Annotated in this window: 15 protein-coding genes; 4 read left to right on the top strand and 11 right to left on the bottom strand. The window is 64.3% G+C overall.

All coding sequences use genetic code 11. From position 1 onward, the window contains the following. Positions 1-5 precede the first annotated feature (5 nt). Positions 6-644, top strand: a complete 639-nt coding sequence (locus SynRS9909_RS02280) for a ribonuclease HII (RefSeq protein WP_038000858.1) — start codon at positions 6-8, stop codon at positions 642-644. On the opposite strand, the gene SynRS9909_RS02285 is transcribed toward SynRS9909_RS02280, so the two are convergent. Further along, entirely contained in the window at positions 574-1,095 is a 522-nt protein-coding gene (locus SynRS9909_RS02285) for a DUF1997 domain-containing protein (RefSeq protein ID WP_007100679.1), read from the bottom strand. The genes SynRS9909_RS02280 and SynRS9909_RS02285 overlap by 71 nt on opposite strands. A 51-nt stretch (positions 1,096-1,146) precedes the next feature. On the opposite strand from SynRS9909_RS02285, the gene pheA reads away from it, so the two are divergent. After that, positions 1,147-1,992, top strand: coding sequence for a prephenate dehydratase (gene pheA / locus SynRS9909_RS02290; RefSeq protein WP_007100678.1), 846 nt, complete (start codon positions 1,147-1,149; stop codon positions 1,990-1,992). Here the strand turns inward: pheA and SynRS9909_RS02295 are convergent. The 9 genes from SynRS9909_RS02295 to SynRS9909_RS02335 form a co-directional block, all read right to left on the bottom strand. Then, positions 1,989-2,933, bottom strand: a complete 945-nt coding sequence (locus tag SynRS9909_RS02295; protein WP_007100677.1) for a methyltransferase domain-containing protein — start codon at positions 2,931-2,933, stop codon at positions 1,989-1,991. The genes pheA and SynRS9909_RS02295 overlap by 4 nt on opposite strands. Next, positions 2,927-3,583 carry an LON peptidase substrate-binding domain-containing protein gene (locus SynRS9909_RS02300; RefSeq protein ID WP_007100676.1) on the bottom strand — a complete coding sequence of 219 codons (657 nt, stop codon included), beginning with the start codon at positions 3,581-3,583 and terminating at the stop codon, positions 2,927-2,929. Before SynRS9909_RS02300 ends, SynRS9909_RS02295 begins: the two co-directional genes overlap by 7 nt. A 56-nt stretch (positions 3,584-3,639) precedes the next feature. After that, positions 3,640-3,960, bottom strand: a complete 321-nt coding sequence (gene rpsJ, locus SynRS9909_RS02305) for a 30S ribosomal protein S10 (protein ID WP_006042265.1) — start codon at positions 3,958-3,960, stop codon at positions 3,640-3,642. A gap of 122 nt (positions 3,961-4,082) precedes the next feature. Then, the gene (gene tuf / locus SynRS9909_RS02310) at positions 4,083-5,282 is read right to left on the bottom strand and encodes an elongation factor Tu (RefSeq protein ID WP_007100675.1); all 1,200 of its coding nucleotides are present in this window, start codon (positions 5,280-5,282) and stop codon (positions 4,083-4,085) included. Between the two features lie 42 nt (positions 5,283-5,324). Further along, a complete protein-coding gene (fusA, locus tag SynRS9909_RS02315; RefSeq protein WP_007100674.1) occupies positions 5,325-7,400 on the bottom strand; it encodes an elongation factor G in 2,076 nt (691 codons plus the stop codon). Positions 7,401-7,487: 87 nt separating this feature from the next. Continuing rightward, the gene (rpsG, locus tag SynRS9909_RS02320) at positions 7,488-7,958 is read right to left on the bottom strand and encodes a 30S ribosomal protein S7 (protein WP_007100673.1); all 471 of its coding nucleotides are present in this window, start codon (positions 7,956-7,958) and stop codon (positions 7,488-7,490) included. An 83-nt stretch (positions 7,959-8,041) separates the two neighbouring features. Continuing rightward, entirely contained in the window at positions 8,042-8,416 is a 375-nt protein-coding gene (gene rpsL, locus SynRS9909_RS02325; protein WP_007100672.1) for a 30S ribosomal protein S12, read from the bottom strand. A 75-nt stretch (positions 8,417-8,491) separates the two neighbouring features. Further along, positions 8,492-8,818, bottom strand: coding sequence for a hypothetical protein (locus SynRS9909_RS02330; protein ID WP_007100671.1), 327 nt, complete (start codon positions 8,816-8,818; stop codon positions 8,492-8,494). Between the two features lie 28 nt (positions 8,819-8,846). Then, positions 8,847-10,544 (bottom strand): phosphodiester glycosidase family protein, encoded by a 1,698-nt coding sequence (locus tag SynRS9909_RS02335; RefSeq protein WP_007100670.1) that lies wholly within the window; start codon positions 10,542-10,544, stop codon positions 8,847-8,849. Positions 10,545-10,635: 91 nt separating this feature from the next. Between SynRS9909_RS02335 and gltB the strand changes: the two genes are divergently transcribed. Beyond that, positions 10,636-15,243 carry a glutamate synthase large subunit gene (gltB, locus tag SynRS9909_RS02340; RefSeq protein WP_007100669.1) on the top strand — a complete coding sequence of 1,536 codons (4,608 nt, stop codon included), beginning with the start codon at positions 10,636-10,638 and terminating at the stop codon, positions 15,241-15,243. A gap of 18 nt (positions 15,244-15,261) precedes the next feature. Beyond that, positions 15,262-15,603: a YciI family protein gene (locus SynRS9909_RS02345; protein WP_007100668.1), complete on the top strand. Its 342-nt coding sequence runs from the start codon at positions 15,262-15,264 to the stop codon at positions 15,601-15,603. Here SynRS9909_RS02345 and SynRS9909_RS02350 read toward each other — a convergent pair. After that, on the bottom strand, positions 15,563-16,966 hold the full coding sequence (locus SynRS9909_RS02350) for a TolC family protein (RefSeq protein WP_255479200.1): 1,404 nt from the start codon (positions 16,964-16,966) through the stop codon (positions 15,563-15,565). The genes SynRS9909_RS02345 and SynRS9909_RS02350 overlap by 41 nt on opposite strands. Between the last annotated feature and the right edge of the window lie 82 nt (positions 16,967-17,048).

Below are 17,048 nucleotides of genomic sequence, written 5' to 3' on the forward strand. Positions count from 1 at the left end.
CCGCGATGGCGGAATGGACGGCGGGGGTGGATGAAGTCGGCCGGGGCTGTTGGTTCGGTCCGGTGCTGGCGGCGGCCGTGGTGTTGTCGGAGCCCGCAGCATCGCGTCTGCTGGCCCAAGGGCTCACCGACAGCAAGCGGCTCAGCCAGCGTCGTCGCGCCCAGCTGGTGCCGTTGATTGAAGCGGAAGCCTGCGCCTGGGCTCTGGGGCAGGCGTCGGCGCAGGACATTGACAGCGGAGGCATCCGCGCAGCGACCGAGCTGGCGATGCTGCGCGCCTTGCAGCGCTTGCCTCGCTGTCCTGATCAGGTGCTGGTGGATGGGGTGTTGCCGCTCCGGCTCTGGCTGGGCCCCCAGGAGACGATCGTGCGAGGTGACAGTCACTGTGCCTCCATTGCGGCCGCCAGTGTGTTGGCCAAGCAAGCCCGCGATGGTCTGATCCAGCGTCTGGCCTGCCATTTTCCTGAGTACGGTCTGGAGCGCCATGCCGGCTATGGCACCGCCCGGCATCGCCAGGCGCTGCTGAGACACGGCCCCACGCCTCTGCATCGCCGCACCTTTCTGCGCAAGCTGTTCAGCGCGATGCCGGATCCCGGCACCAGGCCTGAAAGTCGGCCACCAGCTGCCGACCGACGCGTCCCTTGATCGTGAGCAGGATGCCGTTGAGGATGGATTCGCCGGTGCTCTCCAGCACCTTGCGAGGAATCAAGCGCAGCAAGGGCGGCTGACTCACCTGCACTCCGAGGGTGGCGAGTCCCTGCAGACCGGAGTCGCCGGCTTCCAGCACCGCTTCCAGGCTCAACTGAAAATCATCCACCAGGCCGAGGCCTTCAAGATTGGCCTCGATCGCCCGCATGATCAGCCGATGGTCGGAATGGCTGATCTCCAGGCTCACCACCGGCTTCACCCGCAACTGAAACACCTGCAGGGTGGTGACGGTGTAGCGGTACCGGCCAGGAGACAGCAGGGTGAGTTGCTGAGGATCCAGGAGGGCCTTGATGACCCGGTCTGTTTCCTGGAGGTAGGCCGGCAGTGCCTCCGCCTGCTCGTGGACAGGAAGATCCAGGTGCTGGCTGGCGCGGAAGGCCAGGGGCATGGGCGGCGGCAGAGGCGGCATGATCCTATCGAGTGTCTGTGGAACGAATCGATGCCCACCCGCGTGGCTTTTCTCGGGCCGGAAGGGACCTATGGCGAGCGTGCGGCCCGTGCCATGGTGAGGCTGGAAGGCCTGGAGGCGGTGGAACTGGTTCCCTGCGCTGGCCTGCGGTCGGTGGTGGAGCACGTGGCCGATGGCCGTTGTGGCGCCGCCGTGGTGCCCGTGGAGAATTCCGTGGAGGGTGGGGTGACCGCCAGCCTCGATGGGCTCTGGTCCCATCCCCAGCTGTGCATTCGCAGGGCGCTGGTGCTCCCGATCCGTCATGCCCTGCTCAGCAGTGGCCGCCTGGACCAGATCTCGGAAGTGCTCTCCCACCCCCAGGCCCTGGCCCAGTGCAGTGGCTGGTTGGCTGAGCATCTACCGGGTGCCCTGCAGCTCCCCACCAGCTCCACGGCGGAAGCTGCACGCATGGTGCGAGGCAGCCAGTTTCGAGCGGCGATCGCCAGCCGTTCGCTCGCCACGCCGGGAGCGCTGGAGGTGTTGGCCTATCCGATCAATGACGCCGTCGGCAACTGCACCCGGTTTCTCTTGTTGCAACGCGGCGATCGATGCCAATCGGGTGACGTGGCCAGCCTGGCCTTCTCCCTGCATCGCAACGCGCCTGGAGCCCTCCTGGAGGCCCTGGGCGCTGTGGCGGCGCTGGGCCTGAACATGAGTCGGATCGAATCGCGACCGTCGAAGCGTGAACTGGGTGAATACGTGTTTTTTGTGGATGTGGAGCTGCCCCCGGGAGACGATGGTCTCCTGCTCAGTGCCCTGACGGAACGCTTGTCTCCGTTCTGCGAGCACCTGAGCCAATTCGGCGCCTATCCCAGCACGGAGTTGGAGCCTGATTAATCACGGCGGAACACCCCGAACTGCATCAGCCCGGTGGCGAACGCCCAGTGCATCAAAAGGAGCGTTGGCGTTTCCCTCAAGCCTTGCAGCACTGCCTTGGGGCCGAGGCTGAGCACGGCGCCGGGGCGACGCACGCCCTCCATGATCGAGTCAATCCAGGAGGGCAGGGTCGCCGCGGTCCAGTCGGCGCTGACGATGGTGCCGCCATGGTTGTAGGGGCTGGCGTTGAGATTGGCGCCAAAGCCTTTGATGCTGGCAAATTCCGGATGGGCCCACTGCGTGAGCAGTTGGTGCATCACCTGCCGCTCGAGCCCCGACATGGCCCCGTCAGAGACATCGCGGCGATTCCAGTCCGCCACGGCGAGAACGCCGCCGGGGCGGAGCACGCGCAACAGTTCATCGGCGTAACGCTGTTTGTCGGGCATGTGGGGACCGGCCTCGACGCTCCACACGGCATCAAACTGGCCGTCGGCGAGTTTCAGATCGAGGGCATCCATCACCGCAAAGCGGCAACTCAGACCCGTGGGGGTGAGGCTGGTGGCGCGGGCCACCTGAGCGGGACTGATGCTGATGCCCAGAACATCAAAGCCGTACTCACGCGCCAGGATTCGGGCGCTGCCGCCAATGCCGCAGCCCACATCGAGAAGGCGCGAGCCGGGGGGCAGCTGATCAAGACCACTCCAGTGCACGAGGGCATGCACGAAATCGGCCTTGGCGGCTCGGAAGTCTCGGCGCCGAGGCGGCTCGCCGTAGTGCCCGAGGTGCACGTGTTCGCCCCAGAGCTGCTCGAGCAAGCGATCGTCGGTCCAGGCGTCGTAAGCCGCAGCGACACTGGCGCTGGAGTGATAGGCGCGATTGCGGCGACTCCAGATCGCAAGGCCCACGGCAGCGGCGGCCGTGGGAATGCCAAGGGCCAGGGCGAAGCCGGTGGCGTTCAGCATCCCTCTGAATTCGCCAGCGTGTCGCGGAGCACTGTCCGCGCCGCCAACTGGCGGCGCGTTTCATCGAGCATGGCGAATTCCTGTTCCAGTCGCTCTCGGGTGTTGGTGAGTTCCAGCAACTCCTGTTGCTGGTCTGCCACAGGACCTCCCAGGTGGGCGCCGATCCAGAACGACAACTCCCGTGGCAGATCGGGCAGGTCATCGGGAAGGCTGGCGGGTGATCCGGTCAGTTTCCCGGTCAGTTCCACCACATCGCGGAGGGCGTGATCGACGGAGCGAGTGAGTGATTCAAGGTCGGACTCGGCCGTGACCGGCTCATCTTCGATCCAGCTCACCATGGCCGTGCGGAAGGGGGTCTCGCGCACCACATCCAACACGCGGAAACGCTGTTGGCCCAGGGTCACGATGTTGCTGCGACCGTCCTCAGCGGTTTGATGCTGCAGAACTTCAGCACAGCACCCCACCGCAGCCATCGCTTGATTCTGTGGATCCCAGCGCACAACGCCGAAACGGCGATCATCTTCCAGCACGCTCTTGAGCATCATCCGGTAGCGCGACTCGAAAATATGGAGTGGCAGCACCTCACGCGGAAAGAGAACAACATCCGGCAGAGGGAACAGCGGTAACTCTCTGACGGACAGGTCAGCCACGCAGTTTCATTGCAATCACAGCAATCCTAGGCAGCTGACCCGGGTGACGGGGAGGCTCAGAGCTTCACTTCAATATCGACACCACTGGGAAGATCCAGCTTCATCAGGGCGTCAATCGTCTTCGCCGAGGGGCTGTAGATGTCGATGATCCGGCGGTGGGTGCGGGTCTCGAAATGTTCGCGGGAATCCTTGTCCACATGGGGTGAACGCAGAACGCAATAGATCTTGCGTTTTGTGGGGAGGGGAATGGGGCCGATGGCGGTTGCCGCGGTGTTGTCGGCCGTTTCAATGATTTTGTCGCAGGAGAGATCCAGCATGCGGCGATCAAACGCCTTCAGGCGGATGCGAATCTTCTGCTGAGCAATGGCAGTGGACATGGAAAGCGCAGGAGAGGCCCCCGCCGGTGGCGGAAGCTGTGAATTGTCGAGGTTCGTCTTGAAAACTTTAGGGGATGGCCCTGCCAGAGCAGAACCATCCCCCGAGACTCATCGCCGTGCGATCACTCGATGATCTTGGACACCACGCCGGCACCGATGGTGCGGCCACCTTCGCGAATGGCGAAGCGCATGCCCTGCTCAATGGCGACGGGGCAGATCAGTTCGCCGGTCATCTTGATGCGGTCACCGGGCATCACCATTTCCACATCGCTGCCATCGTCAGCGGTGAAGGCGGTGATCTGACCGGTCACATCCGTGGTGCGGATGTAGAACTGCGGGCGGTAACCCGCGAAGAAGGGGGTGTGACGACCACCTTCTTCTTTCTTGAGCACATACACCTCACCCTCGAACTTGGTGTGGGGGGTGATGGAGCCAGGCTTCACGAGCACCATGCCGCGCTCGATGTCTTCTTTCTGGATGCCGCGGAGGAGCAGACCGACGTTGTCGCCAGCCATGCCCTCATCGAGAAGCTTGCGGAACATCTCCACACCGGTGACGGTGGTTTTGCGGGTGTCCTTGATGCCGACGATTTCGATTTCCTCGCCTACCTTGACCTTTCCGCGCTCGATCCGGCCGGTGGCTACGGTGCCGCGACCGGTGATGGAGAACACGTCTTCCACGGCCATCAGGAAGGGCTTGTCAATCTCCCTCTCAGGCTCGGGGATGTTTTCGTCAACGGCTTTCATCAGCTCGTCGATCTTGGCTTCCCACTCGGCGTCGCCTTCGAGGGCCTTCAGGCCAGAGACCTGCACGACGGGGATGTCATCGCCGGGGAAGTCGTAGCTGGAGAGTAGTTCGCGGATTTCCAGTTCCACCAGTTCGATGATCTCCTCATCGTCGACCATGTCGCACTTGTTCAGTGCCACGACCAGGGCGGGCACGCCGACCTGCTTGGCCAGGAGGATGTGCTCCTTGGTCTGCGCCATCGGGCCATCGGTGGCGGCGCACACGAGGATGGCGCCATCCATCTGGGCGGCACCGGTGATCATGTTCTTCACGTAGTCCGCGTGACCAGGGCAGTCCACGTGGGCGTAGTGACGGGTGTCCGTCTCGTACTCAACGTGGGCCGTGTTGATGGTGATGCCACGCTCACGCTCCTCGGGAGCACCATCGATGTCGGCATAGTCCTGTTTCTTGGCCATACCCTTCTTGGCGAGCACGTTGGTGATCGCAGCGGTGAGGGTGGTTTTGCCGTGGTCAACGTGGCCGATGGTGCCGATGTTGACGTGGGGCTTGTTCCTTTCGAACTTCTCGCGAGCCATTGTGGTTAAAGAATCGGGGGTGGAATTAGGGTTGGGTAGAGATCAGGAATTGCCCTGATTCTTGGAGATGATGGCTTCAGCGACGTTGCGAGGAACATCCTCGTAGTGGCTGAATTCCATCGAGAAGATACCCCGACCCTGGGTCATGGATCGGAGCTCAGTGGCGTAGCCGAACATTTCGGCCAAGGGCACCTTGGCCGAGACCTTTGACGTGCCATCGTCAATGGCCTGACCTTCAACCTGTCCCCGACGGGATGACAGGTCGCCGATGATCGAGCCGAGGAAATCCTCGGGGATCTCGACCTCGACCTTCATCATCGGTTCAAGCAGCACGGGATTGCACTTCTTCACCGCATCTTTGAAGGCCATGGAGCCGGCAATTTTGAACGCCATTTCCGACGAGTCCACATCGTGGTAAGACCCGTCCACCATGGTGACTCTGACGTCGATCATGGGGAATCCAGCGATGACGCCGGATTCACAGGTTTCCTTCATGCCCATTTCTGAGGGCTTGATGAATTCCTTGGGAACGACACCGCCAACAATTTTATTGACGAACTCAAAGCCAGACTCGGGTTCGCCGGGCTCCATTTCGATTACCACGTGGCCGTACTGGCCCTTACCGCCGGTCTGGCGGGAGAACTTGCCTTCACCCCGTGCTGAGGCGCGAATCGTTTCGCGGTACGACACCTGTGGTGCGCCGATGTTGGCTTCCACCTTGAATTCCCGCAGCATGCGATCCACAAGGATTTCCAGGTGAAGTTCTCCCATGCCGGCAATCACGGTCTGGCCGGTTTCAGCGTCGGTGTTGACACGGAATGTGGGGTCTTCTTCGGCGAGGGCCACCAGGGCCTTCGACAGCTTCTCCATGTCGCCCTTGGTTTTGGGTTCCACGGCCACCGAGATCACCGGCTCGGGCACGAACAGGGTCTCGAGAACGATGGGATCGTCCGCTGCACAGAGGGTGTCGCCGGTGGTGGTGGCTTTCAAGCCCAGAACGGCTCCAAGGTCACCGGCGCGCAGTTCATCCACCTCTTCCCGATCGTCTGCTTTCAGCACCACCAGGCGGGAGATGCGTTCCTTTTCCCCTTTAGTGGAGTTGAGCACGTAGCTGCCCTTCTCCAGCACGCCGGAATACATCCGCACGAAGGTGAGCTTGCCGTAGGGATCGGCCATCACCTTGAAGGCCAAGGCACTGAATGGAGCCTTGTCGTCGGAAGGGCGAACCGCTTCCTTGCCGTCGGGCAGCACGCCCTGGATGGGCGGCACATCCACGGGGGCGGGCAGGTAATCGACCACGGCGTCGAGCACCAGCTGCACGCCTTTGTTCTTGAAGGCGGAGCCACAGAGCATGGGCACCAGCCCATGCTTCAGTACACCAATGCGGATTCCGCTCTTGAGTTCCTCGTCGCTGAGTTCACCCGTTTCCAGGAACTTCTCGATCAAAGCCTCATCGGTTTCCGCAACGGCTTCCATCAAGGTGTTGCGCCACTCCGCAACTTCGTCGGCCATGTCTGCGGGGACATCGGTGATTTCGATGTCTTTCCCTAAATCATCTTTGTAGATGTAAGCCTTGTTGGCGACGAGATCAATGATGCCGCTCAGGTCACCTTCAGCACCGATCGGAAGCTGGATCGGCACCGCATTCGCCTTGAGGCGATCCTTGATCTGACCATGCACCTTGAGGAAATCAGCGCCGGTGCGGTCCATCTTGTTGACGAACACCATGCGGGGCACGGAGTAGCGATCGGCCTGGCGCCAGACGGTTTCCGACTGGGGCTGCACGCCACCCACGGCGCAGAACACAGCGATCACACCATCGAGAACACGCATGGAGCGCTCCACCTCAATGGTGAAGTCCACGTGTCCGGGAGTATCAATGATATTGATTCTGTGGTCTTTCCAACTGGTGGAGATGGCGGCCGCAGTGATGGTGATTCCGCGTTCGCGCTCCTGGGCCATCCAGTCGGTGACGGCGGCGCCATCGTGCACCTCACCAATCTTGTGCACCACCCCGGAATAGAACAGGATTCGTTCGGTGGTGGTGGTTTTGCCGGCGTCGATATGGGCGGCGATACCGATATTTCTGACGCGTTCCAGGGGAAAGGCGCGAGCCACAGGATACTCCGGGTTGGGGCGTTAAAAGGCGGGTGAGACTCTACAGGTCCGCCCTGAACAGGCGAGAGCTGGCAGGGCGACGCTGAGTCAGTAGCGGTAGTGGGCGAAGGCCTTGTTGGCTTCAGCCATCTTGTGGGTCTCTTCCCGCTTGCGAACGGCGTTGCCCGACTCATTCGCCGCATCCATCAGCTCACCGGCCAGCTTCTGGGCCATGCTGCGGCCGTTGCGGGAGCGGGAGAAATTGACCAGCCAGCGCAGGGCCATGGCAGTGCCCCGCTCCTGGCGCACTTCCATCGGCACCTGGTAGGTGGCACCACCGACACGGCGGGCTCGGACTTCCACCAGGGGGGTGGCGTTCTTCACCGCGGTTTCGAACAGCTCAAGGGGATCGCCGCCGGTGCGCTCTCCGATCAGGCCGAAGGCGTCGGACAGGATCCGCTGGGCCGTCGACTTTTTGCCGTGCTTCATTAGGCGGGCCACCATCATCGTGGCCAGGCGGCTGTTGAACTGGGGATCGGGAAGGATCGGGCGCTTTTCGGCAGCGTTGCGGCGGGACATGAACCGTTAAGGAAGAGGAGGGGATGGACGGGAAAAACGAGAACGCGACAGCAGATCAATGGGCTTGCGTAAGGCCCGACTGATCACTCCTTCGGAGTCTTGGCGCCGTACTTAGAGCGCGATTGACGGCGATCCTTCACGCCGGCCGTATCCAGCGTTCCACGGATGATGTGATAACGAACGCCGGGCAGATCCTTCACACGACCGCCGCGGATCAGCACTACGGAGTGTTCCTGCAGGTTGTGACCGATGCCGCCGATGTAGGCCGTGACTTCGAAACCGGAGGTCAGGCGCACACGGGCCACCTTGCGCAGCGCCGAATTGGGCTTTTTCGGAGTGGAGGTATAGACGCGGGTGCACACACCACGGCGCTCAGGGCAGGCCCGCAGGGCCGGCGATTTGGTCTTCGCCTTGAGGCTCTGACGCTCGTGACGGATCAGTTGTTGGATGGTTGGCATCGACGGTCGGGTTGCGGCCGGAGACCCGACCTGATTCGACAATCCACAACCATACCGGGTCGCCTGCCCCGCGCTTCAGAGCCGGGTGAAGGCACTGCCGCAGGGGCAGCAACGGATGCCGGTGCGGGCGGTCACCAGGAAACCGCCGCCACTGAGGTCGCCGCGATAATCCAGGCACAGCCCTTCCAGAACCTGGGCCTGGCTGCTGGGAGCGTGCAGGGTGATGCCGTCCGCCCGGGCAATCGGCTGCCCGCCCATCGGTCCCGGTTGCAGGCGGATCACATGCTCTTCACAGCTGCCGCTCACCAGGTCGAGGTGCATCTGGCCGGGGGTGCCGGCCGCTGCGGCCTGACGACCCAGCTCTGCAGCGGCGGCAGGGGTAATCAGCAGGTTGGCACCCATGGAATCGTCAACTCAGCTGGGGATTCCATCACTCTGGCACCAGCCCCAGGGCGTTCTGCACCCGGGGCGGGAAGGAGCGCCCTGTCATCACCAGTTGGTTGGCGACGAGCAGGGAGGTGGAGCTGCCGCCATCCAGATTCAGCGCATCTCCGAGGCCGAGTTGCTGGAGGGCAAGGCTGGTCTCCAGCAGGGTGGGATCGCTGCCTCTGGCGCCTTCGATCGTCATCAACCAGAGCCGCTGCTGATCCTGAGCCACGACCGTCCGGGGGGCCCGCAGCGCCATGAATCCCGCGCTGAAGCCCTCCTGGCGTCCGTTGAGCACGACCCGGCCGTTGCTGAGCAGCAGTGGACCGCCGCCGAGCACCTGGGACCGCTCACCGAGGGGAGCGGAACTGCTGACCTTGATCTCCACCGCGTCATCCAGGCCTGCCGGTAGCGGGGCGCCGCCCCGGGCGACGATCAGATCGGTGCCGCTGGCCAGGGGGACGCCACGGGCCAGTTCGGCTCTGCTGTGGAGGGCGACGACACGGCCTGCGCGCACGCTCAGCGCCTGCTCTTCGCCGCTGAGAGCGCGGTAATAAGGACCCCAGGCTCGGGTGTAGCGACTCAGGCCCCGTTGCACGAAGCCGCTGTTGAGCAGTCCCAGACCCCAGCGTTCCCCGCCGGAAAGGATGAGTTCCTGATTGAGGCGCAGCCGACCGAACGCGAGGCGCTCGCCGGGATCCCAGCCAATGGCGCCCCGATTGAGGATCGGCCCGGAAAGCCAGGAGCCGTTGAGGCGCACCGCCCCGAGGGGCAATTGACGCACCCGGTTGAAGAAACCACCGTTCACGGCCACCAGGGCGCCGGCCGGTTGGGCCAACTGGTTCAGGAAGCGCAGCCCCTGCTGGGCCTGCGTGGGCGCCAGGGGGAGCAGGCGGAGCCCCTGGCCCTGGGGAACCGTGCCGGCCCGATACACGGTGAGGGGTTTGACGCCGACGGTGACCGTGCGTCGATCGAGCACAAGCCCGCGGCTGATCAGGGATTGGACCGCTGGGCTCATCAGGGCGGTCGCCAGGCGGTCGATGCCCTGGCTGCGGTTGCCTTCACCCCCGGCAGAGACGCCATCGAGAACGATGCGCCAGGGATCGGCCAGGGTGAGGGTGGCGAGAGCCTGGCCCTGGCCGGGTAAGGCCAGTTGGGACCGCTGGCGCTGGATCCGCAGCCCCATGCCGCGCAGTTGGCCGGCCTGGGTGGGCGTCGTGCTGACGCCAAGCACCAGATCATTGCCGAGGCGCTGCACCAGGGCCGGGCCGCTGAGATCCAGAACCAGCCGATTGGCGGTGCTGCCCTTGCCCCGTCGCAGCTGCTGCACCCGGGGCGCGGGGAGTGAGACCCTCAGGCTGCGGCTCGAGCGGCTGGTCTGCACGCCGGTGGAGTCCAGCCACCCGGCGACCTCGATCGCCACTTCATCCTCGAGGCTGCGTTGCGGCAGAGAGCTGAGCGTTGCTTTGCGGCCATACCACTCCAGCAGTTCGCCCCGATCGGACTGGGTGCGTGCAAAACCGAACTGGCTGATCAGAAGATCTAACGGCAGCCAGAGTTGCTCGGGCCGCCGGTTGTCGCTTCCGACCCAAAGCCAGGCTGCCTCGAGGTCATGACCACCGATCCGGATGCGATCGCCGCGCTGCGATGGGGAGAGCCGCACCTCGGCGATGGGGCTGGGTGGTGGCGGCAGATCGACCATCGCGCAGACGCTAACCCCGTGGCGCAGACGCTAGCCCGGTCTTTGGGGCTGCACCGTGCCTCCTTAAGATCTGAGATCGCGTCGATGGGTTATGACACACCTCACAGGCTCTTCCTGGCCCCATTCCGACAGCCGCGCTCCGGCTGCCGTGGCTGGTGAGAAGGATGCCTGTGGTGTGGGCTTCCTCGCCAATCTTGAGGGTGTCGCCAGCCACTGGCTCCTGGAGCAGGCGCTGCGCGGGCTGGGTTGCATGGAGCACCGTGGCGGCTGCGGCGGCGATGGGGACTCAGGTGATGGCGCCGGTGTGCTCTGCGGCATCCCATGGCCCTATCTGGAGGCGGTGTGGCCTGAGGCGGCAGCCGTGGAGACGCCACGCGGCCTGGGCATGCTCTTCATGCCAATCGATCCGGAGCGGCGCGCTGAGGCGCAGCGTTTTGCGGAACAGGAGGCTGCGGCCCTCGGTCTCCGCTCCAGTGGCTGGCGAGAGGTTCCTGTCGATTCCCTGGTTTTAGGGCCCCTGGCGCGGGAGACCGCCCCCAGCATTGTTCAGTGGTTGTTGTGTGGCGGCAGTGATGGCGACGCCCTGGAGGCGCTGCTGTTCCGCCTCCGCCGTCGCATTGGTGAGCGCGCACGTCAGGCCTGGGGTGCGGAGGCCGCTCGCGACCTCTACATCGCCTCCCTGAGCTCCCGCACCGTTGTTTACAAGGGGATGGTGCGCTCGGAGGTGCTGGCAGCCTTTTACGCCGACCTTCGGGATCCCCGTTTTGCGGTCAGCTTTGCAGTCTATCACCGGCGCTTCAGCACCAACACCCTGCCGCGTTGGCCCCTGGCGCAACCGATGCGCCTGTTGGGACACAACGGTGAAATCAACACGCTGCTGGGCAATCTGAACTGGGCCCGCGCTTCAGAAGCTCATCTTGAGGATGTGTGGGGTGATGCGGCTGCCGATCTCAATCCGGTGGTGAATCCCGCTTTCAGTGATTCCGCCAATCTCGATGCCACCCTCGAGCTGCTGGTTCGCAGTGGTCGTTCGATCACCGACAGCCTGATCACTCTGGTGCCGGAAGCGTTCCGCCATCAACCCGAGCTGGAGCATCGCCCGGCGGTGCGAGCGATGTATGAGTTCAATGCCGGTTTGCAGGAGCCATGGGACGGCCCGGCGTTGCTGGTGTTCGCCGATGGTAAGCGGGTCGGCGCCACGCTGGATCGCAATGGCCTGCGGCCCGCGCGTTACTGCATCACCGACGATGGCTTTGTGGTGATGGGTTCCGAAACCGGCGTCGTTGATCTCAGTGGGAAAACTGTGATCAGTCGTGGTCGACTCGGGCCTGGGCAGATGCTGGCGGTGGATCTCGAGCGCGGCGAGCTGCTGGAGAACTGGGCGGTGAAAGAGGATGCGGCCGCTCGCCATCCCTATGCCCAGTGGCTGGAGCAGCACCGCCGCAATCTGGCGCCCCAGCCCTGGAGCAACGACCAGCAGCTGGCTGATCTCGATCTGCTGCGGTTGCAGACGGCCACCGGATTCACGGCCGAGGATCTGGAACTGGTGATCGAAGACATGGCGGGCGCCGCGAAGGAGCCCACCTACTGCATGGGGGATGACATCCCACTGGCGGTGCTCTCCGACAAGCCCCATCTCCTCTACGACTACTTCAAACAGCGGTTCGCCCAGGTCACCAACCCGCCGATCGACCCCCTGCGGGAACAACTGGTGATGAGCCTGGAGATGTATCTGGGGGAACGTCGTCCGGCGCTCCGCCCTCAGCCCGAGGCCGCCGCCCTCGTCCATCTCGATTCGCCGGTGCTGAATGAAGCGGAGCTCGAGGCGATTGCCCATCAAGGATTGCCCTGCACTTCGCTCTCCACCCAGTTCGATCCCGCCGCCTCACTCGATGGGCTCGAGAAGGCGCTGGATCGGCTCTGCGCTGCGGCATCCGCTGCGGTGGAGGCGGGATCTCAGATCCTGGTGCTGAGTGATCGCCATGGCCTGGCCGGTGCTCCCGCCCATCCAGCAGCCACCGCCGCCTCCCTGCCACCGCTGCTTGCGGTTGGGGCTGTGCACCATCACCTCCTCCGCGCCGGACAGCGCCTGCGCTGTTCCCTGGTGGTGGACACCGCCCAGTGCTGGAGCACCCACCATCTCGCCTGTCTGATCGGCTACGGCGCCAGTGCCGTCTGTCCTTGGCTCACCTGGGAGACAACGCGCCACTGGTTGGCCCATCCCAAGACTCAGAAACGGATCGAGCAGGGCAAGCTGCCGTCCCTGACTGCCGCCAAGGCCCAGGCGAATGTGCGGCTGGCTCTGGAGAACGGTCTGCGCAAGATCCTCTCCAAGATCGGGATTTCTCTGCTCGCCAGTTATCACGGCGCCCAGATCTTTGAGGCCATTGGCCTCGGTGCCGATGTGATCGATCGCGCTTTCTCCGGCACCACCAGCCGGGTGGCCGGGCTTTCACTCCAGGAGTTGGCTCGCGAGACCCTGCTGTTGCACGCCAAGGCGTTTCCCGAGCTCAATCGCAGCAAGCTCGAGTTCATGGGCTTCGTGCAGTACCGCACCGGCGGGGAATACCACCTCAACAGTCCGGAGATGGCCAAGGCCCTGCACAAGGCGGTGCATGAAGGACCGGGTTATGACCATTTCTCCACCTATCGGACCCTGTTGGAGAACCGGCCGGTGACGGCGTTGCGGGATCTGCTCGAGTTCAAGCCGGCCACCACACCGCTGCCCCTCGATCAGGTGGAGAGTGTGGACAGCATCTGTGCCCGCTTCTGCACCGGTGGCATGAGTCTCGGGGCACTGTCGAGGGAGGCCCATGAAGTGCTGGCGGTGGCGATGAATCGCATCGGCGGCAAGAGCAACAGTGGTGAGGGGGGTGAAGATCCAGCGCGCTTCAAGGTGTTGAACGACGTTGACGCGGCCGGCCACTCCACCACCCTGCCCGCGATCCAGGGACTCCGGAACGGTGACACCGCCTGTTCGGCGATCAAGCAGATCGCCTCGGGGCGTTTCGGCGTGACGGCGGAGTATCTGCGCAGCGGTAGACAACTGGAGATCAAGGTGGCGCAGGGCGCCAAACCCGGTGAAGGGGGCCAGCTGCCTGGACCCAAGGTCGATGCGTACATCGCCTGGCTTCGCAACAGCAAACCGGGCGTGGCCCTGATCTCACCGCCACCCCATCACGACATCTATTCCATCGAGGATCTGGCCCAGCTCATTCATGACTTGCATCAGGTGCATCCCAGCGCCAGGGTGTCGGTGAAGCTGGTGGCGGAAATCGGCATCGGCACCATCGCCGCCGGTGTGGCGAAGGCCAATGCGGATGTGATCCAGATTTCCGGCCATGACGGTGGCACCGGTGCTTCCCCGTTGAGTTCGATCAAGCATGCGGGCAGCCCCTGGGAGCTCGGTCTCACCGAGGTGCATCGCAGCCTCATGGAGAACGGTTTGCGGGATCGGGTGCTGCTGCGCGCCGACGGTGGCTTGAAGACCGGCTGGGATGTGGTGATGGCCGCCCTGCTCGGCGCTGAGGAATACGGCTTCGGTTCGGTGGCGATGATCGCGGAGGGTTGCATCATGGCCAGGGTCTGTCACACCAACAATTGCCCCGTGGGCGTGGCCACCCAGAAGGAAGCCCTGCGCAAGCGCTTCACCGGTCTGCCGGAGCACGTGGTGAACTTCTTCCTCTATGTGGCCGAGGAGGTGCGTCAGTTGCTGAGTGTGCTCGGCGTGGCCCGCCTGGAGGATCTCATCGGTCGCAATGAGCTGCTCCAGCCCCGGCAGGTGGCATTGGAGAAAACCGCCGCGCTCGATCTCACCACCCTGTTGGCACCGGTGCCCGGCCATGGTGAGCGCACCTGGTTGCAGCATGCCGCTGAAGCCCATGGCAATGGCCCGGTTCTGGAGGATCAACTCCTGGCCGATGCCGAGCTGATGGCTGCAATCGAGAGTCACGGTTCGATTCGCCGCAGCCTGGAGATCGTCAACACCGATCGCAGCGTTTGTGCGCGCCTGGCCGGTGAGATCGCCGCTCGCCATGGCAATCGGGGCTTCCGAGGCCAGCTGCAGCTCCATTTCCAGGGTGCTGCCGGTCAGAGCTTCGGCGCTTTTCTGGTGCAGGGCATGGATGTGCGGCTGCAGGGCGAGGCCAATGACTACATCGGCAAAGGCATGAACAGTGGCCGCATCGTGCTGGTGCCGACGGCCGAGGTCCTCTCCCCCGGCGAGCAGGTGATCATCGGCAACACCTGCCTGTATGGCGCCACTGGAGGCGAGGTGTTCGTGCATGGTCGCGCCGGGGAGCGCTTCGCTGTGCGCAACAGCGGCGCCCGCACTGTGGTGGAGGGCGCTGGCGATCACTGCTGCGAATACATGACCGGTGGCGTTGTGGTGGTGCTCGGCAGCACCGGTCGGAACGTCGCCGCGGGCATGACCGGTGGGGTGGCTTTCCTGCTTGATGAGAACGGAGGAGTCGCTGACCGGGTGAATCCGGAGATCGTTGAGATCTGCAGCCTCGAGACCGCAGAGCAGGAGGCCGTGCTCAAACCTCTGCTCGAAGCCCATCAAGCCGCAACCGGCAGCGAGAAAGTCGCGGCGATCTTGTCGGACTGGCCACGCTGGAGGCCACGCTTCAAGCTGCTGGTTCCCCCCAGCGAGAGAGCGGCCATGGGGCTGGTGGATCGCGCGGCCGTCACGGCCTGATCGGCCAGGCTCCTCACCGTGCCCTTCTTCATCAAACATGAGACGTTCACGCCTGCCACGGCGGCCTTGTCCGTGGCTCAGCGTCGTCGTCACCTGGAGGCCCATCGCGATTGGGTGGAGCAGCAGCGGACCTTGGGATCGATTCTCTCCAGTGGCTTCCTTGTCGATGGCGCGGGCCAACCCGGCGGCGGCGGGCTGCTGGTGCTGGAGGCCGAGAGTTATGCCCAGGCCCTGGCGCTGGTGCAGCAGGATCCGATGGTGGCCCGTGGCCTGGTGAATTGGACTCTGCAGCAGTGGCGGCCGGTGGCGGGGCTGCCGCTCATTGACGCCCCGTCTCCAGCTCCAGACCGGCCCGACTGAGATTCCATTGCTGGATCGCCGTTGCTTCAGCGCTGCGGGCTGCTTGCAGGTCGCGTTGGGCCAGCAGCAGTTCGGTGACCGGCGCGATGCCGGCGCGATAGCGCAGCTGGGCGTCACGCACCGCTTCTTCGGTGGCGATCACAGCCTCCCTGCTGGAGACCATGGCGGCCTTGGCGCTGCGGTGGGTGTGCCAGAAGGTCTCCACCGCCTGGATGATCGCCTGTTTGCGTTGTTCCAGCAGCAGGCGTTGTTGGTCGACCTGACTGCGCGCCAGGGCTGCACTCTGGGCTGACAGCCCACCGTCGAACAGGGGTTGGCGCAGGGTGAGCAGCACGCCGTAGTCGTAGAAGCTGCCGCTGGCACTGCCGCTGCTGCTCAACGTTGGCAACTCCAGCTCACCGGCGACGGGTACGTTGCTGAAGCGACCATTGCTGTTGAGCACCGGCACATTCAGGTTGTCGCCACTGATGCCGCCGCCGAGCAGGAGCCCCACCCGCGGCAGCATCGTGCCACTGGCGGCCCTTACTTTCGCTTCCGCGGCGGCCTGTGCCTGCGCGATCACCTCCAGAGCCGGGCGATTGCGGGTGGCGGCCTCGATCGAAGCCTGCAGCTCCAGGGGCCATGACGACTCGGCCAGGAGGGGATCGGTGGCTTCCACCCTCTGATCGGCCGGAAGGTTGAGCAATCGGGCCAGGGCGCTGGCGGCAATCGCCCGGGCCGAGCGGGCGGCGCTGAGTCCGCGCTGGTCGGTGGCGAGCAGGGCACGAGCGCGGAACACATCGATGCGTGCGCCCAGGCCGCCATCTCGCAGCGCTTCCGCATCCTTGAGCAGCTCGCTGGAGAGGGCGATCGATCGCTGCCACACGGGGATCAGCGCGTCGCTGAGCTGCAGGTTCAGATAGGCATTGGTGATGGCGAACCGGCTTTGCCGCCGCTGCTCGGCGATCCGTGCCGCGGCGGCCCGATCCAGGGCCTTGGCCGCCGACAGCAGCGGTCCACGTTCGAAGTCGATCAGGGGATAGGTGAGTGCGAGCCCGATGTTGCCGAAGGTGTTCTGGATCACGGCGTAGCCATCAGCGCCGAGATCGAGATCGAGGTCGCCGATGGTGGGCAGATTGGAGATGAACCCGATCGAGCTGCCCACCTGGGCCCAGCTGCCGAGGCCCACCACATCGAGCTTCGGCAGAAACAGGCTGCGGCTGACGCCGACACCCGCTGCGGTGCTTGCCTTTTCGGCCTCGCTCTGCTGGAGCATGAGCGAGTCTTCCATGCCCTGCGCCAGGGCCTGGTCCAGGCTCAGGCCGAGAGGGTCGCTCAGCCTTTCGGGTGCGGCGTTGGCCGGCAGCCAGGATGCGGCGGCCATCAGCAGGGAAACCAGGAGCCGTCGTCGGAGCATGCCGGTGGAGCCTTCAGCGGTGGCGCGGAGCCATCCAAAAACGGCGCTA

Source organism: Synechococcus sp. RS9909 (assembly GCF_014279595.1).
Lineage (GTDB): Bacteria > Cyanobacteriota > Cyanobacteriia > PCC-6307 > Cyanobiaceae > Synechococcus_C.